We start from the raw sequence: 22,428 nt of genomic DNA on the forward strand, positions 1-22,428 counted from the left end.
AGAGAAACATGAAGACTTCGATCCTTGCGCTGGGCCTTGCCACTGCTGCCACCGCTGCCGTGGCGCAAGACAGGCCCGTGCTTACCGTCCTCACCTATGACAGCTTCACCGCCGAATGGGGCCCCGGCCCCGCCGTCGAAAAGGCTTTCGAGGAAAGCTGCGCCTGCGACCTGCAATTCCTCGCCGCCGGCGATGGCGCGGCGCTTCTGGCCCGCATCCAGATGGAAGGCGCCGCCTCCGATGCCGACATCGTCCTCGGCCTCGACACCAACCTCACCGCTGCCGCCACCGCCACCGGCCTCTTCGCGCCCCATGGCCAGACCTGGCAGCACAGCCTCCCCGTCCCCTTCGCCGACCCGAATTTCGTCCCCTTCGATTGGGGCTGGTTCGCCTTCGTCCATGACAAGGCCAAACTCCCCGCCCCCCCCACCTCCTTCGAGGCCCTCGCCGCCTCCGACGTGACGATCCTGATCCAGGACCCGCGCTCCTCCACCCCCGGCCTCGGGCTCCTGATGTGGGTCAAGGCCGCCTATGGCGACCGCGCGCCGGAAATCTGGGCCGCCCTGGCCGACAACATCGTCACCGTCACCCCCGGCTGGTCCGAGGCTTACGGCCTGTTTCTGGAAGGCGAGGCGGACATGGTCCTCTCCTACACCACCTCCCCCGCCTATCACCTGATCGCCGAGGAAGACGCCTCCAAGGCCGCCGCCTCCTTCACCGAAGGCCATTACCTTCAGGTCGAAGTGGCCGGAAAACTCGCCGCGTCGGATCAGCCCGAACTGGCCGATGCCTTCCTCGCCTTCCTCGGGACCGATGCCTTCCAATCCGTGATCCCCACCACGAACTGGATGTATCCCGCCGTCACCCCCGAAGCAGGCCTGCCCGCGGGCTTCGAAACGCTGATCCAGCCCGAGACATCCCTCCTCCTGACGCCGGAAGAGGCGCAATCCGCCCGCGATGCGGCCCTCGCCGAATGGCAAGCCGCGCTCGCCCGCTGACCTTGCCCTTGGGGGCGGCGCTCGCCGCCGCCCTCCTTGCGGCAATGACGCTCGGCACCGTCGGCGCCGTGGCGATCCATGCCGGTACGGCCCCCCTCGGCCCCGCCGACTGGTCCGCCCTCCGCTTCACCCTGCTGCAAGCCGCGCTCTCGGCGCTGATCTCCACCGCCCTCGCCATCCCCGTCGCCCGCGCGCTGGCCCGCCGCCGCTTTCCCGGTCGCGGCCTTCTCATCACCCTGATGGGGGCGCCCTTCCTCCTGCCCGTCATCGTGGCCATCCTCGGCCTTCTCGCCATCTTCGGCCGGGGCGGCACGCTCAACCAACTCCTCGCCGCCACGGGCCTGCCACCCCTCTCCCCCTATGGCCTGCATGGCGTCCTTCTCGCCCATGTCTTCCTCAACCTCCCCCTTGCCACCCGCATGATCCTGCAAGGCTGGCAAGCCATCCCGGCCGAGCGTTTCCGCCTTGCCCGCGCCCTCGCCCTCACCCCCGGCGCGCAGTTCCGGCACCTTGAACTGCCCATGCTCCGCGCCACCCTGCCCGGCGCGGCCCTCACCATCTTCACCCTCTGCCTCGCCAGCTTTGCCACCGCCCTCACCCTCGGCGGCGGCCCGGCGGCCACCACTGTCGAACTCGCCATCTATCAGGCCCTCCGCTTTGACTTCGCCCCCGACCGCGCTGCCACCCTCGCCCTGATGCAATTCGCCCTGACGACCGCCGCCCTCCTCGCCGGCTGGGCCATCCTCCGCGACACGGGCTTCGGCGCGGGCCTCGGCCGCCCCCCGGAACTCCCCGCCCCCAAAGGCTGGCGCCGGGCATTCGACGGCGCCGCCATCACGCTGGCGGCGGCCTTCCTGATCCTCCCCCTCGCCGCCCTTGTCGCCCGTGGCCTGCCCGGCCTGACCAACCTCCCCCAGGGCCTGATCGAGGCGACCGCCCGCTCCCTCGCCATCGCGCTGGCCTCCACCGCGCTGGCCACCACCGCCGCCCTTGCCCTCGCGCTGGCCACCGCCCGCCGCGCCCCGGGCCACAGGCTCTATGACGCCGCCGCCACCTTCCCCCTCGCGGCCTCTTCCCTCGTCATCGGCACCGGGCTCTTCCTCACGCTTCGCCCCGTCGCCAACACGTCCGACCTCGCCATCCCCGTCACCATCGCAACCAACGCCACGCTTGCGCTGCCCTACAGCTATCGCCTCCTCGCCCCCGCCGCCCGCACACTCCAGGCCGATTACGGCAGGCTCACCACCGCCCTCGCCCTCACGCCCATGACGCAACTCCGCCTCATCACCCTGCCGCAACTCGCCCGTCCCCTGGGCTTCGGCGCGGGCATCACGGCGGCGCTGTCCATGGGCGATCTCGGCGTCATCACGCTCTTTGCAGGTCAGACCAACGCCACCCTCCCGCTCTATATCCACAGCCTGATGGGCAGCTACCGGATGGAACAGGCCGCCGCTGCCTCGCTCCTCCTGCTGACACTCTCCTTCGCCCTCTTCGCCCTTTTCGACGGGATCGGTCGCCGCCATGCTTAAGCTTGACCACCTCACCCTCGCGGCCCCGGGCTTCCGCCTCACCGCAAACCTGACGCTCCCACAAGGCGCGCGAACGGCCATCATCGGCCCCTCCGGCGCGGGCAAATCCACCCTCCTCAACGCCATCGCCGGCTTCACTGCGCCGCAATCCGGCCGCATCCTCTGGCAAGGGCAGGACATCACCGCAACAGAGCCCGGTCAGCGCCCGGTCACGATCCTGTTCCAGGATCAGAACCTCTTCCCTCATCTGACGCTGGAACGGAACCTCGCCCTCGGCCTTGCTCCGGATGGCCGCCTCACGCCCGACATCCGCGCCCGTGTCGAACAGGCACTCCACCGCACCGGCCTTCACGGCCTCGGTCCCCGCAAACCGGCAGAGCTTTCGGGCGGCCAGCAGGGCAGGGCGGCCCTTGCCCGCGCGCTTCTGCGCGCCCGCCCCCTCCTCCTGCTCGACGAACCTTTCGCCGCGCTGGGGCCTGCGCTGAAACAGGACATGCTCGCCCTCGTGGCCGAAGTGGCCGAGGAAACCGGTGCCACCGTCCTGATGGTCACCCATGACCCGCAGGATGCGAAACGCTTCGCCGGCAGCACCATCCTTGTCGCCGATGGCACGGCCCATCCCCCGCACGACACCGCCAGCCTTTTCGCCCATCCCCCCAAGGCCCTGGCCGACTATCTCGGCCAAGGCGGTTCCTGACGCAGGAACCGCAGCGGAATTTGACGCAAATTCCGGCCCCCCGACCGATGCGCCACGGCCACCCTGCGATGTCTGCGCCAGACATCGCCGCGGAACTTGCGTCAAATTCCGCCTCCCGGCCAAAGAAAAAACCCCGCCCTTTCAGGCGGGGTTTTCCAAAGTTCATCAAGGCTCTGCTCAGGCCGTCTTGCCCTTCACGCCCGCCCAGATCCGCTTGTTCGTCAGATACAGAAGCGAGGCAAGGATCACGAGGAAGATCACCGCCTTGAAGCCCGACTCGCGCCGGTCCATCAGCTTCGGTTCCGCCGCCCACATCAGGAAGGAGGACACATCCTCCGCCATCTGGCTCGTCGTGGCCGCAGTGCCGTCCTGATAGGTGATCAGATCATCCATCAGAGGAGGCGGCATCGCGATCCAGCTGCCGGGAATGGTGGAAATCCCATTCTCATCCTTGCAGGTATCCGGGATCGCGCCCTTGTCGAAAGAGGTGTTGTAGTAGAACCCGTCGATGCCATCGGGGGCACATTCCGGGTTTTCCTCGTAATGGGTCAGCACGGAATACATGTATTCCGCCCCGCCCATGCCGTTGAAAAGCTGGCTCATCCCCGTCCCGTAAGGGCCGGAGAAGCCCGCCCGCGCCTTGGTCATCAGCGACAGGTCGGGTGCCCCTTCCATCCCCGAGGCCGGGAAATGGTCGGTCGGCTTGCCGGGACGGTCTTCGCCCGTCTCGGCATCGGTGATGGTGAACTGTTCCGCAAAGGCGCGGACCTGGTCCTCGGGAAGCTGCGGGCCACCTTCATCGGCCAGCGTGCGGATCGGCACATATTTCAGGCCGTGGCAGGCCGAGCAGACTTCCATATAGACCTGCAACCCGCGTTGCAGTTGGAACTGGTCGAACTTGCCGAACGGGCCTTCATGCGCGAAGTCCACATCGGTGATTTCCTTGTGCCCGCCCGCCGCCAGCGCAGCCCCGGAGGTCAGCGCGAGGGCGGCAACGGTGCCAAGTGCGATTTTCCTGATCATCTTGCTCAGTTCCCTTCTCACTCGGCCGGCTGCGCGACGGCATTGCCGCCGGACTTGCCGTAGTGGGCATTGAAGTCATCCTCGATCGTGGCCGGCTGCGGCAGCGGCTTCTCGATCACGCCCAGCAGCGGCAGGATCACCAGGAAGTAGGCGAACCAATAGGCCGAAGCGATCAGCGAGATGGTCGCATAGGGCTCTTCCGCCGGCATCGCGCCGACCCACATCAGGACGATGAAGTCGATCACCAGCAGCGCGAACCACCATTTGAACATCGGCCGATAGCGGCCCGACCGGACGGAAGACGTGTCCAGCCACGGCGCCAGCGCCATCACCGCGATCGCCCCGAACATCGCCAGCACGCCGAAGAACTTGGCGTCCACGATCCCGAAGGTGATCCATTCCGCCGCGATCACCACCCAGACATCGGCGGTGAAGGCGCGCAGGATCGCGTAGAAGGGCAGGAAGTACCATTCCGGCACAATATGCGCAGGCGTCGCAAGCGGGTTCGCCTCGATATAGTTATCGGGGTGGCCCAGATAGTTCGGCATGAAGCCCACGATGGCAAAGAACACCGCCAGGATGATCGCCAGCGCGAACAGGTCCTTGATCACGTAATAGGGCCAGAAGGGCACCGTGTCCTTCGCCGCCTCTTCCTTCGACCCGCGCCGCACTTCCACGCCCGTCGGGTTGTTGTTCCCCGTGGTGTGGAAGGCCCAGATATGCACGGCCACCAGACCGGCAATCACGAAGGGCAGCAGGTAATGCAGGCTGAAGAAACGGTTCAGCGTGGCATTGTCCACCGCAGGCCCACCCAGAAGCCAGGTCTGGATCGCACCGCCCACGCCCGGGATCGCCCCGAACAGACCGGTGATCACCGTCGCGCCCCAGAAGGACATCTGACCCCAGGGCAGCACATAGCCCATGAAGGCCGTCGCCATCATCAGCAGGTAGATCAGCATCCCGATGATCCAGGTGATCTCGCGCGGGGCCTTGTAGGACCCGTAGTAGAGACCGCGGAAGATATGCAGATAGACCGCGATGAAGAACAGCGATGCGCCGTTCTGGTGCAGATAGCGGATCATGTAGCCGCCATTCACGTTGCGCATGATGTGTTCGACCGATGCAAAGGCATGGTCCACATGCGGCGTGTAATGCATCACCAGGACGATCCCCGTGATGATCTGCAACGCCAGGCAGAAGGTCAGCACGATCCCCCAGATCCACATCCAGTTCAGGTTCTTGGGGGTGGGGATCATGATCGTGTCATACATCAGCCCGACGATGGGCAGACGCTTGTGAAGCCACTTTTCGCCCGTGCTCTTGGGCTCGTAATGGTCGTGCGGAATTCCGGCCATCTGTTCTGCTCCTTACCCGAGCTTGATCGTGGTTTCGTCTTCGAAGGCCGCCACCGGCACCGGCAGGTTGCGCGGCGCAGGCCCTTTGCGGATGCGGCCCGACGTATCGTAATGCGACCCGTGGCAGGGGCAGAACCAGCCGCCGAATTCCCCGGCGCCGTCACCCAGCGGCACGCAGCCCAGATGGGTGCAGACGCCCATCATCACCAGCCATTCGCCCGCCTCGTCCAGCGTGCGGTTCTGGTCAGACGCATCGGCATCCGGCTTGTTCGCGTTGTCGGCCAGCGGATCGACCAGATCGGTCAGCGCCACGGCGCGGGCCGCCTCGATCTCTTCCGGCGTGCGGCGGCGGATGAAGACCGGCTTGCCCAGCCATTTCACCGTAAGCTGCGTCCCGACCTCGACGCCCGACACGTCGACGAAGATCGACGACAGCGCCTGGACATCGGCCGAAGGGTTCATCTGGTTGATCAGCGGCCAGACCGCGGCGCCCGTGGCAACCGCACCGGCCCCTGCCGTCGCGTAGTACAGGAAATCCCGCCGGGTACCTGCGTTTTCGTCAGCGTGGGACACGAGATCTTCTCCCTTTCACAGGCGCGGGGGGCTCCCGCGACCCATATACGATGGGGCCGCAGTCACCTGCGGCCTTGCCGGGCGGCTTTTAGCCAAGGCGCGCCGGATCGTCCAGCGGACAAACAGGCGCAGACCGGGCCAAAGCCTGCGGAATCATGCCTGCTGTGGCCGCTCGGGCGCAGAATGCGCCTCTCCCGGACACAGGTCATGCCGCAGACAATGGAACGGACGGCTTTCGCCTCAACCCCCTGCGACAAGTCGTAGCGCAAAACCCGTGAACAGAATCCCTGCCGCCGCCTGCAACAGCCATCCCGCCCGCAGATAGAAGCGCAGCGCCGGGCCAGTGGAAAACAGAATCATGTAGATGCCGTGAATCGCAAAGGACAGAAGGCAGGCCCCAAGACAGAGGATCGCCATATCCCCCGCCCGCGCCTCCGCCACCGGAAACATCCCCATCACCGCCAGCCAGCTTGTCAGGGCCTTGGGATTCACCGCGATCACCGCCAGCGCCCGCCGGAACCCCGCCCCGAAACCAAGACCCCGTTCCCCTTCCGGCACCGCCATCCCCCGCGCCCGGTATCCCGCCAGGGCCGCCCGCAGATAGCGCAGCGCGAACAACAGCAGCAGCCCGACCGCCGCCCAGCGCAGCACCTCCGCCATCCAGGGCAAAAGCGCGATCACCGCCGCCAGACCCAGCAGCATCGACAGGCACCACAGCCCGATGCCAAGCCCCACCCCGCAGGCCGACCCGAACCCCGCCCGCCGTCCCGATCCCATCGCCAGGGCGATCGTGTTCAACACATTCGGTCCGGGCGAGGCGATATTGGCCGCCAGAAACAGCCAGACGGTCAGAAAAGCGCCGAAGGGCAGGGTCATCTCAGGCGGGCACCGTCGCCATCATGGACGGACGCGCCGCAAACCCCTCGAACCAGGCCGCCAGACCCGGCCGCCCCGTCCGCCACCCCCGCGCGCCATGGCGGAAATCCAGATAGCCCAGCGCACAGCCCACCGCGATCTGCCCGGCCTCCAGCGGCCCCCGCAGATGCGCCAGCCAGCGCGTTTCCAGCACATCCAGCGCCCGGTCCACCTTGGCCCACTGCCCCTCTACCCAGGGGGCAAAGCGCAGCTCCTCCGGACGCAGCCGCCCCTCATAGACCATCAGCAGCGCCGCATCGAGGATGCCGTCCCCCGTCGCCTCAACGGTCAGGCTGTCCCACAGGCGCGCGCCGGTCGGGTAAAGCCCTGCCTCCGCCCGCGCGTCGAGATAGCGACAGATCACCCGGCTGTCATAGAGCGCAGGCCCGTCGGGCCGCTCCAGCGCGGGCACCTTGCCCAAGGGATTCGCTTCCAGCGGCGCCGTCCCCGGATCGACCGGGCTGCCCGATCCGGCCACAAGCTCCACCTCATCCATCTGGCCTGTCTCATGCAGCAGGACCATGACCTTCCGGACATAGGGCGAGGTGGGAGAGAAATAGAGGCGCATGTCACAGGCTCCGTCGGTTTTGCCCCGACCCTAGGCGCAGGACCCATCGCCGGAAAGCGGTTTGTGACGCACAAACCGCGCCGGAATTTGACGCAAATTCCGCTCCCCAGCCGCGCGCCCGGCCTTGCCCCGATTTCTGCGTGCAGAAATCGCCGCGAAATCTGCGCCAGATTTCGCCTCCCCAGCCCGGCGACTGCCACACGGCGGGGGTCTCCCCGCCCGACAAGCCCTCACCCGACCGCCCGCATCAGGGCCGCGATCTCCGCCGCCATCCCGCCCTGCGCCTCCAGTGCCGCGATCACCCCCGCCCGCGCCTCCGGCGCCTTGTTCTGGTTCAGCTTCCAGGTCCCCTCCACCTCCGTCACCTCCAGCCGAAAGGGCAGGATGCCCCGCATCATCCGCGGCATCACGCCTTCGCCCATCTTCGCCTTGGTCCAGGGCCGCTTGCCCGCGATCCGCCCTTCGAAGGCGGCCGACAGCGCATCCACCTGCGGCTCAAGCTCCTCCGGCTCCATCGGCGACAGCACGCCGCGCAGATGCACCGCCACGTAATTCCATGTCGGCACCTGATCCGGCACCCCGTACCAATCGGGCGAGACATAGGCATCCGGCCCCTGCACCGCCAGCAAGGCGGGCGCAGGCAATTCCACCCGCGCAAGGGCATTGGACCGCGCCAGATGCACCTCCACCACCCGCGGCCCGGCCATGACGAAAGGCACATGCGCCGCCAACGGCCCCGCCGCGCCGTTCAGGCACAGCATCCCGAACCCCTTCGCTGCGGCGAAGCGCAGGTTTTCCGCCTCGGCCGCGCCCCGGAAGGCGGGATTGGGATGCATCTTGTGACCCTCCAAACGATTCGCTGCGTTAAGGTTAACGCGCGCCCGGCGTGCGCTGCGTGGCCACAGTTTGCGGCACAGAACGCGGCACAACATACGGCACAGCCGTTTTCGCCCCTATGTCCAGATTAAGCCAGCGTTCCCGGCCACTTGGCGACAGCGCAAAACAAAAGGCTGCCCACCGGGCGGCCCTGTCCTCCGGTCACCCGGAAAAGATCAGCCCTGACGGGCCTTGTACCGCTTCTGCGTCTTGTTGATCACATAGACGCGGCCTTTGCGGCGCACGACCTGGCAATCGCGATGACGCGTCTTGAGCGAGCGGAGCGAATTCGCAACCTTCATCGTTCTTCTCCCATTCGCGGCGCGCAGCGCCTTGAAATCCTTGATGTTTCCCTCGCGGAAAACGGCGAAATGGTGGGCGGTACTGGGATCGAACCAGTGGCCACTACGATGTCAACGTAGTGCTCTACCGCTGAGCTAACCGCCCACGCTCCTTCACATTTCCGCCCGTTCCCAAAACAAAAGGACGCGGGCGGGTCCGCGTCGGTCGTGGGGTCTATAAAAGGAGTCGCCCATAGGTTCAAGGGGTTTTGGCATCCGAAGAAACACGGCTATATCTGGGGGATGCAAAGCGACGCCTATACCCTCCACCTTCCCAAGCGCCGGACCACCCCGGTCGTCTTCTCGTCGCCCCATTCCGGGGCCGACTACCCGCAAAGCTTTGTTTCGCAAAGCCTTCTTGATCGCCACACGATCCGCTCCTCGGAAGATGCCTTCGTCGATCACCTCTTTTCCGCGGCCCCTCTGCACGGCGCGCCCCTGCTCGCCGCCCGCATCCCCCGCGCCTATATCGACCTCAACCGCGCCGCCGACGAACTTGACCCCGCCGTCATCGAAGGCATCGACCGCGCCCCCCATAACCCCCGCGTTTCCTCCGGCCTCGGCGTCATCCCCCGCGTGGTGGCCGGCGGCCGCGCCATCTATCGCGGCAAACTCCCGCGCTCCGAGGCGGAAAAGCGCATCCTTTCCGTCTGGCACCCCTACCATTCCGCACTGAAAATCCTTCTGGATGAAAGCCTTGCACAATTCGGCCGGGCCATCCTCATCGACTGCCACTCGATGCCGCATGAGGCGATCGAGGCGCATTCCCGCCCCGGCTATCCCCGCCCCGATGTGGTTCTGGGCGATCGTTTCGGGGCCGCCGCCGCCCGCGATGTGGTGGATCGCATCGAACAGGCCTTTGCCGCCGCAGGCCTGCGCACCGCCCGCAACGCCCCTTTCGCCGGCGCCTATATCGCCCAGGCCTATGGCCGCCCCTCGCGCCATCAGCATGTGGTGCAGATCGAGATCGACCGCGCCCTCTACATGGATGAGGCCCGCATCGAACCCCGGGCGGATTTCAAGGATTTTCAGCGGCTTATGACCCGCGTCATCGCCGATGTCACCGCCCCTCAGGCGGGCAGCATGCCGCTTGCAGCGGAATGAGGCGCCGCCTCACCGCAGCGCGCGCCCCTTGATGATCGCATCCTTCCCGAACTTCGCCCGGATCGCATCCGCCGCCCGCTCCGCCCTGGCCCGCTTGCCCGCTTCCGGGTCCAGCAGGTCACCTGACCGATCCGCCTGATCCTCCGCCACCAGATCGGCAATCCCCACCCCGATCAGCCGGAACTGCCCCTTCGCCCCGGCATGATCGAACAACTCCCGCGCCGCCCGATAGATGCGATCCGCCATCTGCGTCGCATCCCCCAGCGCGTGCCGCCGCGTAACAGTCTGAAAATCATCACGTTTCAGCTTCAGCACAACAACACGCCCGCCCAGACCCTTCGCCTTCGCCCGATCCGCCACCTGCTCGGCCAGCCGCCAGATATGCCCGTCCAGGATATCCGGATCGCCCGTATCCTCGTTGAACGTCGTCTCCTTGCTGATCGACTTGGGCCGCTCGTCCCGGCTGACCCGCCGTTGATCCTGCCCCCGCGCCAGATGATAGAGCCGGTCCCCCATGCTCCCGAACCGCGCCACCAGATCGGCCCGCTCCCAACGCAGCAGGTCCGCGATGCTGCGTATCCCCGCCGCCTCCAGCGCCGCCTGCGTCGCCGTCCCCACCCCCCAGATGATCCGCACCGGTTTCGGCGTCAGAAACGCCTGCGTCTCCGCGCGCCCGATCACCGAAAACCCCTTCGGCTTGTCGAGGTCCGAGGCGATCTTCGCCAGAAACTTGTTGTGACTCAATCCGATAGACCCGGTCAGCCCCAGTTCCGTCTCCATCCGCCGCGCCAGTCGGGCCAGCATCACCGCAGGCGGCGCGCCATGCAGCCGCGCCGTCCCCGACAGGTCGAGAAAGGCCTCGTCCAGCGACAGGGGTTCGATATCGGGCGTCAAGGCCTCCATCATCGCGCGGATCTTCCGGCTCTCCGCCGCATAGACAGCCATCCGCGGCTTCACCACCACCGCATCCGGGCAGAGCTTCAGCGCCTGAAACATCGGCATCGCCGACCGCACGCCCGAGATTCGCGCGATATAACAGCAGGTTGACACAACCCCCCGCGTGCCACCCCCCACGATCAGGGGCTTGTCGGCAAGCTCGGGATTGTCGCGCTTCTCCACGCTCGCATAGAAGGCATCGCAATCCATATGGGCGATGGACAGGTCAAACAGTTCGGGATGCGCCAGAACCCGCGGGCTGCGGCAGGCGGGGCAGCGCAGGCCGGTATCAAAGGTCGTCAGGCAATCGCGGCAAAGGGCAGGCATGGCAGCACTATGCGCCGCGCCCGCCCGCCCGTCCATGCCCGGCCCTTGCGCGCCGCGCGTCAAACCCCCATGATTCGCACGTGACATTTCAGGAGGCGGCGGGCATGGAGCCTGAACTTTTCGGCGGCAATGCGATCTTTCTTTCCATCGCCGTCTTCATCATCATCTGCATTTTCCTTGGCGTCCGCATTGTGCCGCAGTCCGAAAAGCACGTGGTCGAACGCTTCGGTCGCCTGCGGTCCGTCCTCGGTCCGGGGATCAACTTCGTCGTCCCCTTCCTCGACCGTGTGCCGCACAAGATTTCTGTCCTCGAACGGCAACTTCCCAACGCCTCGCAGGATGCCATCACCGCCGATAACGTGCTGGTAAAGGTGGAAACTTCGGTGTTCTACCGGATCACCGAACCGGAAAAGACGGTCTATCGCATCCGTGATGTCGATGCGGCCATTGCCACCACCGTGGCCGGGATCGTGCGGTCCGAAATCGGCAAGCTCGAACTCGACCAGGTCCAATCGAACCGCGCCCAGCTCATCGAAAGGGTGCGCGAACAGGTGCGGATGATGGTCGATGACTGGGGGGTAGAGGTGACGCGGGCCGAAATCCTCGACGTCAATCTCGACGACGCGACCCGCGCCGCGATGCTCCAGCAACTCAACGCCGAACGCGCCCGCCGCGCTCAGGTGACCGAGGCGGAAGGGAAAAAGCGCGCCGTCGAACTCGCCGCCGACGCCGACCTCTACGCCGCCGAACAGGCCGCCAAGGCAAAGCGCATCACTGCCGATGCCGAAGCCTATGCCACAGGCGTCATCGCCGGCGCCATCACCGCCAACGGGCTTGAGGCCGCGCAATACCAGATCGCGATGAAGCAAGTCGAGGCGCTGGCCCAGGTCGCCGTCGGCGAAGGCAAACAGACGATCCTCCTTCCCGCCAACGCGCTGGAGGCCTTCTCCGATGCGTTCAAGCTGGTGCGGGGGAAATCCTGATGTGGTGGTCCATCTGGTGGGTCTGGGTCGTCGCCGGTTTCCTGCTCGGCGCGCTGGAAGTTGTGCTTCCCGGCTACATTTTCCTCGGCTTCGCCATCGGTGCAGTGATGACGGGCATCTTCGTCGGACTGGGCATCCTGTCCGGCGGCCCGGCCTTCCTCTTCCTGACCTTCGCGCTCTGCTCCCTCGTCGCCTGGGTCGTCCTGCGCCGCACGATGGGCGTGCGCACCGGTCAGGTGAAGGTCTGGGACCGCGATATCAATGATAACTGAGGCGGGTTTCGTCGGGGCCAAGGCCGCTCTCTTCTGCGGCGATGCGCTTCTGACCTGCCTGCGTAACACACATCCCGGCCTGCCCTGGCCGGGAATGTGGGACCTGCCCGGAGGTGGCCGCGAAGGTGCGGAAAGCCCCGAAGATTGCCTTCTCCGCGAAGTGCACGAAGAATTCGGTCTGCACCTGACACCCCGGCATCTCACCTTCCGCGCGGTGCTGCCGTCGCTTCTCGATCCATCGAAACCCGCCATCTTCTTTGCAGGGCAGATCACGCGCGACGAGGTCGCAGCGATCCGCTTCGGGTCCGAAGGTCAGGCCTGGAAACTGATGCAGACCCCGGAATTCCTGAGCCATCCCAAGGCGATACCCGCCATGCAGCAGCGCGTGCGCCTCGCGCTCAACGCGCAGGCAGCTCTGCAATGACGGCGCGCGCCGCTGCGGCAGGGTCCGCCGCCTGCCAGATCGGCCGTCCCACCACGATGTGATCCGCCCCATCACCGATGGCCTGCGCCGGCGTTGCGATCCGCTTCTGATCCCCTGCCGCTGCGCCCATCGGGCGCACACCCGGCGTGACGATCAGCTTGCCCCTTGCCTGCGGCAGCGCCCGGATCATCGCCGCCTCCTGCGGGCTGGCGATCACGCCATCCGCCCCGGCCTCCAGCGCCCGCGCCGCCCGTTCCAGCGTGATATCATGGATATCACCGGCCTTGATCAGGTTCGCATCCAGATCGGCCCGGTCGAGCGAGGTCAGCACCGTCACCGCCATGATCTTCAACCCCGTGCCGCCCTTGCCTTCCGCCGCGGCCCGCACCACCTGCGGGTCGCCATGCACCGTCAGCAGGTCCAGATCGTACCGCGCGATGCCCCGAACCGCCGCCTCGATCGTCGCGCCGATGTCGAACAGCTTCAGGTCCAGAAAGACGCGCTTTCCCATCTCGCCCTTGATCTCATTGGCAAGCGCCAGCCCACCCCCGGTCAGCATGCCGAGCCCGATCTTGTAGAAGGAAGCTGCGTCCCCGATGCGGGAAACAAGGTCCAGACCCTGCACCACGTTCGGCACATCCAGCGCCACGATCAGACGGTCGTCAGACATCCGCATTCCCCCGATGAAAGCCCGCGCCAGATGATCCGCACGGGCGGGGCTGTCAAGCCGCGCGAAGCCCGTTAATCTGCGCGAAAACCGCATGGGACAGCGCATGATCCTCTGTTTCGACATCGGCGGCAGCCGGATCAAGGCCGCCACGTCCGAAGGTGGCCGCCTTTCGCCACTCGGCGACACGCCCACGCCGACGGATGATTTCTCCGCCTTTACCTCTGCCATAGCCCGCTTCGCCGATCGTCAGCAGCCCGCAGCCATAGCCATTTCCATCGCCGGGGTGGTGGACCCCGATACGCAACGCCTGCGCGTCGCCAATATTCCCTGCGCCGATGGCCGCCGCCTCGGCCCCGATCTCGAATCCCTCCTCAACCTTCCGGTCCTGATCCTGAACGATGCCGATTGCTTCGCCATGGCCGAAGCGACGCAGGGCGCGGGGCAGGGGCACCGCACCGTCTTCGGCATCATCCTCGGCACCGGGGTCGGGGGCGGGCTGGTGATCGAGGGTCGGCCCGTCTCCGGCCCCGGCGGGTTTGCGGGGGAATGGGGCCATGGCCCTGTCGCGCGGACACAGGTCGAAGGCGTCACCCTGCCCGCCTTTGCCTGCGGCTGCGGCCTGACAGGCTGCCTCGACGCCGTCTGTTCGGCGCGCGGGATCGAAAGACTGCACCTTGCCCTCCACGGCGCAGCCGTCACATCCGAAGCCCTGTTGCGAGGCTGGCAATCCGGCGATCCGCAGGCCCGAAAGACCGTCGAGATTTGGCGCGCGCTCCTCGCCCCGCCCCTGGCCATGATCCTGAACACCGTCGGCGCCTCCATCGTCCCGGTCGGCGGGGGCCTGTCCAACGTCCCCGCCCTCATCGCCCATCTGGACGAGGCCGTCCGCGCCATGATCCTGCGCCGCAGCGATGGCCCGCTCGTCGTCCCGGCGCTCTGCCGCATCGAACCGGGGCTGATCGGGGCCGCCGCCGCCGCCGAGGTGGCCTTTGGCTGACATCCTGCTCGAAGTCTGCGTCGAAGATGCCACCGGCCTTGCCGCCGCCATCCGCGGCGGGGCAGGGCGGATCGAGCTTTGCTCGGCGCTTGCCCTTGGTGGCCTGACCCCCTCCCCCGGCCTGATGGCCGAGGCCGCCCGCGCCTCCGTCCCCGTCATGGCCATGATCCGCCCCCGCGCGGGCGGATTCCTGTGGTCCAGCGAAGACCTGCGCCAGATGAAGGCCGACATCGCCGCCGCCCGCAGCGTCGGCCTTGCCGGTGTCGTCCTCGGGGCCTCGCGGCCCGACGGGCGGCTGGATGAATGGATGCTTTCCACCCTCCTGGCCGAGGCCGAGGGGATGGACACCACGCTCCACCGCTGCTTCGACCTGACGCCCGACAGGGCACAGGCGCTCGAAACCGCCATTGCACTGGGTTTCAGCCGCATCCTCACCTCGGGCGGCGCGGCCACCGCGCCGGAGGGGGTGGACTCCCTCGCCGCCCTGATGCAACTGGCGTCGCGCCGCATCACGGTGATGCCCGGATCGGGCATCCGTCCCGAAACCCTGTCCGCGCTTGCCCATCTGCCCTTGCGCGAAATCCACGCCTCCTGTTCCATGCCGGAACCCGAGGCAGCCACCATATCATCCCTCGGTTTCGGCCCGCCGGAACGGCGCGTCACCTCGGATGCCGCGGTGCGTGCCCTGACGGCGGCCCTCAAGGCGCTGTAGAAGAAAAGGTTGGACCCGTGCAGATCACCGTGACCTATGACCGCCCCGATGATGGCCCCCGTTCCGGCCCCGTGCAGGTCGGCTGGTTCCTGTCCTCCGACAAGGGCGCGGTCCTCTATGATCCGCCCGAACGCCTCGTCTCGCGCCAGGTCAACCGCAGCCATGCGAAAAGCGCCAGCCGCTGCCCCGCCGTCATCCAGATGGAAAGCCGCTATTTCGCGGTGAAATGCCCCTTCGACCTGCACATCGGCTTTGCCCGCGATGACAAGGGCAAGGCCGTGCTGGTCAATCGTGCCGGCAGCGCCTCGCCCATCCGGTCCAACAAGCTGAACGAGGTCCTCACCCTCGTGTCCGAGGTGGAATGGCGCTACCCGGATCGCCCGACAATCCAGTTGCAACTCCCCTATACCTTCATCGCCGACGAACCCGTCTGGATGACGCAGGTCGGCACCTTTGCCCATTACCGCAAGGACCCGCTCCCCGGCACGATCTTCGGCGGCCGCTTCCAGTTGAACCTCTGGCCGCGCCCCATCATGTGGGCCTTCGAATGGCACGAACCGGAAAAAGACATCATCCTGAAGCGGGGCGAACCCCTCTTCTACTGCCAGTTCGAACATGAAGGCCCCGACCGGCCCGTCCAGATGGTCGAGGCCGAGAAGACCCCCGAACTCACCACCTACATGGAACAGATCTCGGGCGTGGTGAACTACGTCAACCAGACCTTCAGCCTGATGCGCGATGCCGAAAGGCTCCGCCCGCCGAAACTGCTCAAGGCCAGGGACCGGTGAAATCTCACCTCGCCATCTGGACTATCGCCGAAGCCCGCGCCCGCACCATCCTGACCGTTGATCACCGGATCGAGGCACCGAACTGGTTTCCTTCGGGTGAGGCATTGCTGGTGAACGGGGGCGGGCGGCTGTTCCGCGTGCCGCTGGACCGGCCCGCCCTGCACCCTTTCGACATCGGGTTGGATGCCCGCTGCAACAATGACCACGGCATCAGCCCCGACGGGAAGACCATCATCTTCTCGGCCCATCGCGGGCGCGGGGCCGAGATGTTCATGATCCCCGCCACAGGCGGGACCCCGCGCCTGATCAATGACGCCGCGCCAAGCTGGTGGCATGGCTGGTCGCCCGATGGCGAAACCCTCGCCTTCGCCGCCGCACGGGGCGGCAGCCGGATCGTCGATCTCTACACCATGCCCGCCGCAGGGGGCGAAGAAACCCGTCTCACCTTTGGCCAGGGCCATTCCGACGGCCCGGATTTCAGCCATGACGGGCGGCGCATCTACTGGAACTGCGATCGTGCCGGCCATGCGCAGATATGGGTCATGCAGGCCGACGGGTCCGATCAGCGAAAACTCTTCGCCGATGATAACGTGAACTGGTTCCCCCACCCCTCACCTTGCGGAAGGCATCTCGTGTATCTCGCCTATCCGCCCGGCACAGAGGGCCATCCCGCCGATCTGCCGGTCGCGCTTGTCCTGTGCCGTCCCGATGGCAGCAACCGCCGCCGCATCCTGGAAGTCACGGGCGGGCAGGGCACGATGAACGTGCCGAACTGGGCGCCCGATGGCCACGCCTTCGCCTTCGTGCATTACACGCCCTGACGGCTTTCCCGCCCGGTTCCGGAAAAGTTGACGCATCCCTGCGTTGCAATCTTGCAGCAGGGGGCAGGGTGACCCATCTTCTCGACAAGGCCGGTGCGGGCGTGCCTCTTCAGGGCGGTCGCAGGACGGTGCTATGAAAAGGAGATATGCCGATGAACCTTGAAAAGTTCACGGAACGCTCGCGCGGGTTCCTTCAGGCCGCGCAGACCATCGCCATGCGGGAAAGCCATCAGAGGCTTGCGCCCGAACACCTGCTCAAGGCGCTCATGGATGACGAACAGGGGTTGGCCGCCAACCTCATCCGCCGTGCCGGGGGTGAACCCGCCCGTGTGGTGGAAGGCATCACGCTCGCCCTGTCGAAACTCCCCAAGGTTTCTGGCGACGCACAGCCCTTCACCGATCCGGGCCTTGTCAAGGTTCTGGACGAGGCGGAGAAGGTGGCGAAAAAGGCCGGCGACAGCTTCGTTCCCGTGGAACGTATCCTCATGGCCCTGGCCATGGTGCCCGGCGCCGCCAAACAGGCGCTGGATGCCGGTGCCGTCACGCCGCAGAAACTCAACACCGCGATCAACGACATCCGCAAGGGCCGCACCGCCGACACGGCATCTGCCGAAGAAGGCTATGACGCGCTGAAGAAATACGCCCGCGATCTGACCGAGGCCGCGGAACAGGGCAAGATCGACCCGATCATTGGCCGGGATGAGGAAATCCGCCGCGCCATGCAGGTCCTGTCGCGCCGCACCAAGAACAACCCCGTCCTCATCGGCGAACCCGGCGTCGGCAAGACCGCCATCGCCGAGGGCCTCGCCCTGCGCATTGTCAACGGCGACGTGCCGGAAAGCCTGCGCAACAAAAGGCTCATGGCGCTGGACATGGGCGCCCTCATCGCGGGCGCAAAATATCGCGGTGAATTCGAGGAACGTCTGAAGGCCATCCTGAACGAGGTCACCTCCGCCGATGGCGAGATCATTCTCTTCATCGACGAAATGCATACCCTCGTCGGCGCGGGCAAATCCGATGGCGCGATGGATGCGGCCAATCTCATCAAGCCCGCGCTCGCGCGGGGTGAACTTCACTGCGTCGGTGCCACCACGCTGGATGAATACCGCAAATACGTGGAAAAGGACGCGGCCCTCGCCCGCCGGTTCCAGCCGGTGATGGTGAACGAACCCACAGTGGAGGATACCATCTCCATCCTTCGCGGGATCAAGGAGAAATACGAACTCCACCATGGCGTCCGCATCAGCGACTCGGCGCTGGTGGCAGCGGCCACCCTCTCGCACCGCTACATCACTGACCGCTTCCTTCCCGACAAGGCGATCGACCTTGTGGACGAAGCCGCCAGCCGCCTGCGGATGGAGGTGGACAGCAAGCCCGAGGAACTCGATGCGCTGGATCGTCAGATCCTGCAATTCCAGATCGAATCCGAGGCGCTGAAGAAAGAGGACGATGCCGCCTCCCGCGACCGGTTGGAAAAGCTGGAAAAGGAACTGTCCGACCTGCAACAGCAATCCGCCGCGATGACGGCCAAATGGCAGGCCGAACGCGACAGCCTCGAACAGGCGCGCGAGCTGAAGGAACAGCTCGACCGCGCCCGCGCCGAACTGGACCAGGCGAAGCGGGAAGGTGATTTCGCCAAGGCAGGCGAATTGCAATATGGCCGCATCCCGGGGCTGGAGAAATCCCTGGCCGAGGCCGAGGCCCGCGAAGGCGATGCCCTGGTGTCCGAAGCCGTCCGCCCCGAACAGATCGCCGAAGTCGTGGAACGCTGGACCGGTATCCCTACGACCAAGATGCTGGAGGGAGAAAAGGAAAAGCTCTTGCGGATGGAAGAGGAACTCGGCCGCCGCGTGGTCGGTCAGCGTCAGGCGGTGGAAGCCGTGTCCAAAGCCGTCCGCCGCGCCCGCGCCGGGCTGAACGACGAGGGCCGCCCGCTTGGGTCGTTCCTCTTCCTCGGCCCGACCGGGGTGGGCAAGACGGAACTTACCAAGGCCCTCGCCGAATACCTCTTTGACGATGAAACCGCGATGGTCCGCATCGACATGTCCGAGTTCATGGAAAAGCACGCCGTGGCGCGGCTGATCGGTGCGCCCCCCGGCTATGTCGGCTATGACGAAGGCGGCGTGCTGACAGAAGCGGTGCGGCGCAAACCCTATCAGGTCGTGCTCTTCGACGAGGTGGAAAAGGCCCATCCGGACGTCTTCAACGTGCTTCTGCAAGTGCTCGACGACGGCATCCTGACCGATGGGCAGGGCCGGACGGTGGACTTCAAGCAGACGATCATCGTCCTGACCTCGAACCTCGGATCGCAGGCGCTTTCAACCCTGCCTGACGGCGCCGACGCCCAGATGGCCAAGCGCGAGGTGATGGAGGCGGTGCGGGCCCATTTCCGCCCCGAATTCCTGAACCGTCTGGATGAGACGATCATCTTCGATCGCCTCGGTCGCGCCGACATGACCGGGATCGTGGATATCCAGCTCCGCCGTCTGGAAAAACGGCTGGCGCAGCGGAAGATCACGCTCGATCTTGCCGCCGATGCCAAGGCCTGGCTTGCCGAGGAAGGCTATGATCCCGTCTATGGCGCGCGGCCCCTCAAGAGGGTGATCCAGCGCCAGTTGCAGGACCCGCTGGCCGAAATGCTGCTCGCCGGTGACATCCTCGATGGCGCCACCGTTCATGTCACCGCAGGGGCCGAGGGGTTGATCGTGGGCGACCGCGTCATCGCCTCGCGCCGCGACAGGCCCGCACAGGCGGTCGTTCATTGACAAGACAAGGGGGCGCAGCGTTGCTGCGCCCCCAGGTTTCCGACAAAGAAGCGGAGAATCAGCCTTCCGGCGGCAGGATGACCGAGTCGATGACGTGGATCACGCCATTCGACGCTTCGATATCAGCGGTCGAGATGACGGCACCATTGACCTTGGCACCACCGTCCAGAGTGATGGTCACTTCACCACCCTGAACCGTCGCGGCCTTCAGCCCTTCGGACAGGTCGGTGGACATCACTTTGCCCGGCACGACGTGATAGGTCAGGATCGCGGTCAGCTTGTCCTTGTTCTCGGGCTTCAGCAGGTCTTCCACCGTGCCGGCGGGCAGTGCGGCAAAGGCGGCGTCGGTCGGCGCAAACACGGTGAACGGGCCTTCGCCCTTCAGCGTTTCAACCAGACCAGCCGCTTCGACAGCGGCGACCAGCGTGGTGAAGTTGCCCGCACCCACGGCGGTGTCGACGATGTCCTTCGCATCCTGGGCAAAGGCCGGTGCCGAAATCGCCATCGCGGTGGTCAGGGCAAGAAAGGTTCTGCGGATCATTGGCGTCACTCCCATTTGATCTCTCGCCAGAATTGGCCTCCCTCATATGGGGTAGGAAACGGATCGGATGACGCTGACAGATGCGTTATGCCGCCTTGCCGCCCGGCGTGGCCGCCCTAAGCGGCGGCATCTTTCTGCTTCAACTCAAAAACCTGTGACGCGGATTTATCTTCCGTTACTGAAACAAGGCTTCATCTTTCCACGTATCGCCATGGTGATGAGGCGGTCCGTTGTCTTTTGCCCGGACAGGCGCACACTGTTGCGCAGCAGGCTGCGAAGGAGAGAGAGATGAAGAAAACCACCCTCGGCTGGTCCGACGTGACCCCGAAACACCTCTGGCTCAACCGCCGCGCAGTTCTGGCCGGGGCCGGGGCGGCCCTGCTGGCAGGCCCCGCAACCGCCAAGCTGACCTATTCCCCAAGCAGCTTTTCGACGACCGAAGAACCCAACAGCTTCGAAGACATCACCAGCTACAACAACTTCTATGAGTTCGGCACCGGCAAGGAAGACCCGGCCCGCAACGCCGGGGCGCTGACGACCGACCCGTGGTCCATCGTGATCGACGGACTTGTCGATCGCCCCGGCACCTATGACATTGCGGATGTGGTGAAGGACCAGCCGCTGGAAGAACGCATCTACCGTTTCCGCTGCGTCGAGGCCTGGTCGATGATCATTCCCTGGATCGGCTTCGAACTCTCGGGCCTGCTCAACCGTGTCGGCGTGCAGCCGGGCGCAAAATACGTGGCCTTCGAAACGCTCGTCCGTCCTGATGAGATGGTAGGACAGCAGTCGCCCATCCTCGATTGGCCCTACCGTGAGGGATTGCGTCTGGACGAGGCGATGAACCCCCTCACCATTCTGGCCACCGGCCTCTATGGCGAAGAGATGCCCAAGCAGAACGGTGCGCCGATCCGGCTGGTCGTGCCATGGAAATATGGCTTCAAGTCGATCAAGAGCATCGTGCGCATCAGCCTGGTCGCCGAAGAGCCGCCGACGACATGGAACATGCTGCAACCTTCCGAATACGGCTTCTATGCAAATGTGAACCCGACGGTGGACCACCCCCGCTGGTCGCAGGCCACGGAACGCCGCGTCGGTTCGGGCCTTTTCGGGGGTCGTCAGGACACGCTCATGTTCAACGGCTACGAGGCCGAAGTGGCCTCCCTCTATGCCGGCATGGACCTGGCGAAGTTCTACTGATGGACCGGATCAACACCCTCGCCCGCCGGGTTCCGGTCAATGCCGTCTATCTGGCGGGCGTGCTGCCCTTCCTCTGGATCGTCTGGCTTACCCTGACCAATGGCCTCGGCCCAGATCCGGTGAAGGCGATAGAACTGCGCTTGGGGGAACTCGGCCTCCAGTTCATCGTCGCGGGCCTACTTGTCACGCCGCTGCGCTGGGCTGGCCTGAACCTGATCCGCTTCCGCCGTGCCATCGGCCTTCTCGCCTTCTTCTATGTCACCATGCATCTGCTGACATGGGTCGTGCTCGACATGGGTCTGCGCTGGGACCAGATGGCCGCCGATCTGTTGAAACGCTGGTACATCATCATCGGCATGATCGCATTCCTCGCCATGCTGCCGCTGGCGATCACCTCAAACAATGCATCCATCCGCCGCCTCGGGGCCGCGGCATGGAATCGCCTCCATCGCCTGACCTATGTGGCGGCACTGGGTGGCGCGATTCACTACCTGATGCTGGTGAAGGCCTGGCCGGTAGAGCCTTTGGCCTATCTGTCGATCATCCTGGTCCTGCTGGCGGCACGGGTCTGGCACAACCGGCGTCGGCGGATGCCGCAAACCGCCTGAAAACGGCTGCACCGCGTCACAAAGTTGCTGCGCCGCAGCGTCCCTGGTGCCCAGAATTGCGCCAACCCCAAGATTTTGTGGATAAATCCGTCTCCGGGAAAAAAATCGCGACTTTCGCATTTTTCCCTCTTGCGGCCTCCGGCGCACCTCCGTAAATACCCCCTCACCGAAGCGGAACGGCGACGGTGACGGTCGGAAGCGACAATGACGCGAAAGCGGAAACGACGCAGAAAGCCGGAACATCTGAAGACAAGGCGGACGGGGATACGCTAGGAAGCTGGCGCCCTGATCGTTTTTGTCCTTGGGTAGCTCTTTGACATTGCTGTTTTTATGAAGGGATATGTGGGCGGTTTGGGCGCATCGGCGTCTGGATTGTTTGCATATCGGCCTACTAGGGGAGACCCG

General features: G+C 65.6%; 24 protein-coding genes and 1 tRNA gene. 14 read left to right on the top strand and 11 right to left on the bottom strand.

Annotated features, from left to right (window positions below; genetic code table 11):
• Positions 1-8: 8 nt before the first annotated feature.
• The 3 genes from thiB to C0V75_RS05330 are packed head-to-tail and all read left to right on the top strand — an operon-like array spanning position 9 to position 3,224.
• Entirely contained in the window at positions 9-998 is a 990-nt protein-coding gene (thiB, locus tag C0V75_RS05320; RefSeq protein ID WP_101919809.1) for a thiamine ABC transporter substrate binding subunit, read from the top strand.
• Positions 974-2,527, top strand: coding sequence for a thiamine/thiamine pyrophosphate ABC transporter permease ThiP (locus C0V75_RS05325; protein WP_101919810.1), 1,554 nt, complete (start codon positions 974-976; stop codon positions 2,525-2,527). The genes thiB and C0V75_RS05325 overlap by 25 nt, the downstream gene beginning before the upstream one ends.
• Positions 2,520-3,224 (top strand): ATP-binding cassette domain-containing protein, encoded by a 705-nt coding sequence (locus C0V75_RS05330; protein WP_101919811.1) that lies wholly within the window; start codon positions 2,520-2,522, stop codon positions 3,222-3,224. Before C0V75_RS05325 ends, C0V75_RS05330 begins: the two co-directional genes overlap by 8 nt.
• A 177-nt stretch (positions 3,225-3,401) precedes the next feature.
• Here C0V75_RS05330 and C0V75_RS05335 read toward each other — a convergent pair whose 3' ends face one another.
• The 8 genes from C0V75_RS05335 to C0V75_RS05370 all read right to left on the bottom strand — a co-directional run bounded on the left by C0V75_RS05335 (position 3,402) and on the right by C0V75_RS05370 (position 8,981).
• Positions 3,402-4,247, bottom strand: a complete 846-nt coding sequence (locus C0V75_RS05335) for a cytochrome c1 (protein WP_101919812.1) — start codon at positions 4,245-4,247, stop codon at positions 3,402-3,404.
• Between the two features lie 17 nt (positions 4,248-4,264).
• Positions 4,265-5,602 (bottom strand): cytochrome b, encoded by a 1,338-nt coding sequence (gene petB, locus C0V75_RS05340; RefSeq protein WP_101919813.1) that lies wholly within the window; start codon positions 5,600-5,602, stop codon positions 4,265-4,267.
• 12 nt (positions 5,603-5,614) lie between these two features.
• Positions 5,615-6,175, bottom strand: a complete 561-nt coding sequence (petA, locus tag C0V75_RS05345) for a ubiquinol-cytochrome c reductase iron-sulfur subunit (protein ID WP_101919814.1) — start codon at positions 6,173-6,175, stop codon at positions 5,615-5,617.
• A 240-nt stretch (positions 6,176-6,415) separates the two neighbouring features.
• The gene (locus C0V75_RS05350; RefSeq protein WP_101919815.1) at positions 6,416-7,051 is read right to left on the bottom strand and encodes a LysE family translocator; all 636 of its coding nucleotides are present in this window, start codon (positions 7,049-7,051) and stop codon (positions 6,416-6,418) included.
• A 1-nt stretch (position 7,052) separates the two neighbouring features.
• Positions 7,053-7,658, bottom strand: coding sequence for a glutathione S-transferase (locus C0V75_RS05355; RefSeq protein WP_101919816.1), 606 nt, complete (start codon positions 7,656-7,658; stop codon positions 7,053-7,055).
• Positions 7,659-7,888: 230 nt separating this feature from the next.
• Positions 7,889-8,494 (bottom strand): FMN-binding negative transcriptional regulator, encoded by a 606-nt coding sequence (locus tag C0V75_RS05360; protein WP_101919817.1) that lies wholly within the window; start codon positions 8,492-8,494, stop codon positions 7,889-7,891.
• 216 nt (positions 8,495-8,710) lie between these two features.
• On the bottom strand, positions 8,711-8,836 hold the full coding sequence (gene ykgO, locus C0V75_RS05365) for a type B 50S ribosomal protein L36 (RefSeq protein WP_023666132.1): 126 nt from the start codon (positions 8,834-8,836) through the stop codon (positions 8,711-8,713).
• Positions 8,837-8,906: 70 nt separating this feature from the next.
• Positions 8,907-8,981: transfer RNA gene (locus C0V75_RS05370), tRNA-Val, on the bottom strand.
• Between the two features lie 137 nt (positions 8,982-9,118).
• Here C0V75_RS05370 and C0V75_RS05375 point away from each other — a divergent pair.
• On the top strand, positions 9,119-9,979 hold the full coding sequence (locus tag C0V75_RS05375; protein ID WP_101919818.1) for an N-formylglutamate amidohydrolase: 861 nt from the start codon (positions 9,119-9,121) through the stop codon (positions 9,977-9,979).
• A gap of 9 nt (positions 9,980-9,988) precedes the next feature.
• Here the strand turns inward: C0V75_RS05375 and C0V75_RS05380 are convergent, their stop codons facing one another.
• The gene (locus C0V75_RS05380; RefSeq protein ID WP_101919929.1) at positions 9,989-11,242 is read right to left on the bottom strand and encodes a DNA polymerase IV; all 1,254 of its coding nucleotides are present in this window, start codon (positions 11,240-11,242) and stop codon (positions 9,989-9,991) included.
• Between the two features lie 104 nt (positions 11,243-11,346).
• Between C0V75_RS05380 and C0V75_RS05385 the strand changes: the two genes are divergently transcribed.
• The 3 genes from C0V75_RS05385 to C0V75_RS05395 are packed head-to-tail and all read left to right on the top strand — an operon-like array spanning position 11,347 to position 12,921.
• Positions 11,347-12,225, top strand: coding sequence for an SPFH domain-containing protein (locus tag C0V75_RS05385; protein WP_101919819.1), 879 nt, complete (start codon positions 11,347-11,349; stop codon positions 12,223-12,225).
• Positions 12,225-12,497 carry an NfeD family protein gene (locus C0V75_RS05390; RefSeq protein ID WP_101919820.1) on the top strand — a complete coding sequence of 91 codons (273 nt, stop codon included), beginning with the start codon at positions 12,225-12,227 and terminating at the stop codon, positions 12,495-12,497. The genes C0V75_RS05385 and C0V75_RS05390 overlap by 1 nt, the downstream gene beginning before the upstream one ends.
• Entirely contained in the window at positions 12,487-12,921 is a 435-nt protein-coding gene (locus tag C0V75_RS05395; protein ID WP_101919821.1) for an NUDIX hydrolase, read from the top strand. The genes C0V75_RS05390 and C0V75_RS05395 overlap by 11 nt, the downstream gene beginning before the upstream one ends.
• Here C0V75_RS05395 and pyrF read toward each other — a convergent pair.
• Positions 12,896-13,591, bottom strand: coding sequence for an orotidine-5'-phosphate decarboxylase (pyrF, locus tag C0V75_RS05400; RefSeq protein WP_101919930.1), 696 nt, complete (start codon positions 13,589-13,591; stop codon positions 12,896-12,898). The two genes, C0V75_RS05395 and pyrF, sit on opposite strands and share 26 nt — an antisense overlap.
• 91 nt (positions 13,592-13,682) lie before the next feature.
• Between pyrF and C0V75_RS05405 the strand changes: the two genes are divergently transcribed.
• The 5 genes from C0V75_RS05405 (at position 13,683) to clpB (ending at position 19,674) form a co-directional block, all read left to right on the top strand.
• Entirely contained in the window at positions 13,683-14,588 is a 906-nt protein-coding gene (locus C0V75_RS05405) for an ROK family protein (RefSeq protein WP_254216376.1), read from the top strand.
• Entirely contained in the window at positions 14,581-15,300 is a 720-nt protein-coding gene (locus tag C0V75_RS05410; RefSeq protein ID WP_101919823.1) for a copper homeostasis protein CutC, read from the top strand. The genes C0V75_RS05405 and C0V75_RS05410 overlap by 8 nt, the downstream gene beginning before the upstream one ends.
• A 17-nt stretch (positions 15,301-15,317) precedes the next feature.
• Positions 15,318-16,088, top strand: a complete 771-nt coding sequence (locus C0V75_RS05415; RefSeq protein WP_101919824.1) for a hypothetical protein — start codon at positions 15,318-15,320, stop codon at positions 16,086-16,088.
• A complete protein-coding gene (locus tag C0V75_RS05420; protein WP_101919825.1) occupies positions 16,085-16,909 on the top strand; it encodes a TolB family protein in 825 nt (274 codons plus the stop codon). Before C0V75_RS05415 ends, C0V75_RS05420 begins: the two co-directional genes overlap by 4 nt.
• Positions 16,910-17,061: 152 nt before the next feature.
• Entirely contained in the window at positions 17,062-19,674 is a 2,613-nt protein-coding gene (gene clpB, locus C0V75_RS05425) for an ATP-dependent chaperone ClpB (protein WP_101919826.1), read from the top strand.
• 58 nt (positions 19,675-19,732) lie between these two features.
• Here the strand turns inward: clpB and C0V75_RS05430 are convergent, their stop codons facing one another.
• On the bottom strand, positions 19,733-20,215 hold the full coding sequence (locus C0V75_RS05430; protein WP_101919827.1) for a fasciclin domain-containing protein: 483 nt from the start codon (positions 20,213-20,215) through the stop codon (positions 19,733-19,735).
• Positions 20,216-20,503: 288 nt separating this feature from the next.
• Here C0V75_RS05430 and msrP point away from each other — a divergent pair, with 288 nt between their 5' ends.
• A complete protein-coding gene (gene msrP / locus C0V75_RS05435; RefSeq protein WP_101919828.1) occupies positions 20,504-21,415 on the top strand; it encodes a protein-methionine-sulfoxide reductase catalytic subunit MsrP in 912 nt (303 codons plus the stop codon).
• Positions 21,415-22,023 (top strand): protein-methionine-sulfoxide reductase heme-binding subunit MsrQ, encoded by a 609-nt coding sequence (gene msrQ, locus C0V75_RS05440; protein ID WP_101919829.1) that lies wholly within the window; start codon positions 21,415-21,417, stop codon positions 22,021-22,023. The genes msrP and msrQ overlap by 1 nt, the downstream gene beginning before the upstream one ends.
• Positions 22,024-22,428 lie beyond the last annotated feature (405 nt).

It is taken from the genome of Tabrizicola sp. TH137 (assembly GCF_002855575.1).
In the GTDB taxonomy this organism is placed as follows: Bacteria; Pseudomonadota; Alphaproteobacteria; order Rhodobacterales; family Rhodobacteraceae; genus Paragemmobacter.

Coding starts and splice junctions, on each gene's coding strand:
- msrQ (WP_101919829.1), top strand. CDS start 21,415: ATGGACCGGATCAACACCCTCGCCCGCCGGGTTCCGGTCAATGCCGTC.
- C0V75_RS05350 (WP_101919815.1), bottom strand. CDS start 7,051: ATGACCCTGCCCTTCGGCGCTTTTCTGACCGTCTGGCTGTTTCTGGCG.
- petB (WP_101919813.1), bottom strand. CDS start 5,602: ATGGCCGGAATTCCGCACGACCATTACGAGCCCAAGAGCACGGGCGAA.
- pyrF (WP_101919930.1), bottom strand. CDS start 13,591: ATGTCTGACGACCGTCTGATCGTGGCGCTGGATGTGCCGAACGTGGTG.
- thiB (WP_101919809.1), top strand. CDS start 9: ATGAAGACTTCGATCCTTGCGCTGGGCCTTGCCACTGCTGCCACCGCT.
- C0V75_RS05385 (WP_101919819.1), top strand. CDS start 11,347: ATGGAGCCTGAACTTTTCGGCGGCAATGCGATCTTTCTTTCCATCGCC.
- C0V75_RS05390 (WP_101919820.1), top strand. CDS start 12,225: ATGTGGTGGTCCATCTGGTGGGTCTGGGTCGTCGCCGGTTTCCTGCTC.
- clpB (WP_101919826.1), top strand. CDS start 17,062: ATGAACCTTGAAAAGTTCACGGAACGCTCGCGCGGGTTCCTTCAGGCC.
- C0V75_RS05360 (WP_101919817.1), bottom strand. CDS start 8,494: ATGCATCCCAATCCCGCCTTCCGGGGCGCGGCCGAGGCGGAAAACCTG.
- C0V75_RS05375 (WP_101919818.1), top strand. CDS start 9,119: ATGCAAAGCGACGCCTATACCCTCCACCTTCCCAAGCGCCGGACCACC.
- msrP (WP_101919828.1), top strand. CDS start 20,504: ATGAAGAAAACCACCCTCGGCTGGTCCGACGTGACCCCGAAACACCTC.
- C0V75_RS05405 (WP_254216376.1), top strand. CDS start 13,683: ATGGGACAGCGCATGATCCTCTGTTTCGACATCGGCGGCAGCCGGATC.
- C0V75_RS05380 (WP_101919929.1), bottom strand. CDS start 11,242: ATGCCTGCCCTTTGCCGCGATTGCCTGACGACCTTTGATACCGGCCTG.
- ykgO (WP_023666132.1), bottom strand. CDS start 8,836: ATGAAGGTTGCGAATTCGCTCCGCTCGCTCAAGACGCGTCATCGCGAT.
- C0V75_RS05395 (WP_101919821.1), top strand. CDS start 12,487: ATGATAACTGAGGCGGGTTTCGTCGGGGCCAAGGCCGCTCTCTTCTGC.
- C0V75_RS05325 (WP_101919810.1), top strand. CDS start 974: ATGGCAAGCCGCGCTCGCCCGCTGACCTTGCCCTTGGGGGCGGCGCTC.
- C0V75_RS05335 (WP_101919812.1), bottom strand. CDS start 4,247: ATGATCAGGAAAATCGCACTTGGCACCGTTGCCGCCCTCGCGCTGACC.
- C0V75_RS05430 (WP_101919827.1), bottom strand. CDS start 20,215: ATGATCCGCAGAACCTTTCTTGCCCTGACCACCGCGATGGCGATTTCG.
- C0V75_RS05330 (WP_101919811.1), top strand. CDS start 2,520: ATGCTTAAGCTTGACCACCTCACCCTCGCGGCCCCGGGCTTCCGCCTC.
- C0V75_RS05355 (WP_101919816.1), bottom strand. CDS start 7,658: ATGCGCCTCTATTTCTCTCCCACCTCGCCCTATGTCCGGAAGGTCATG.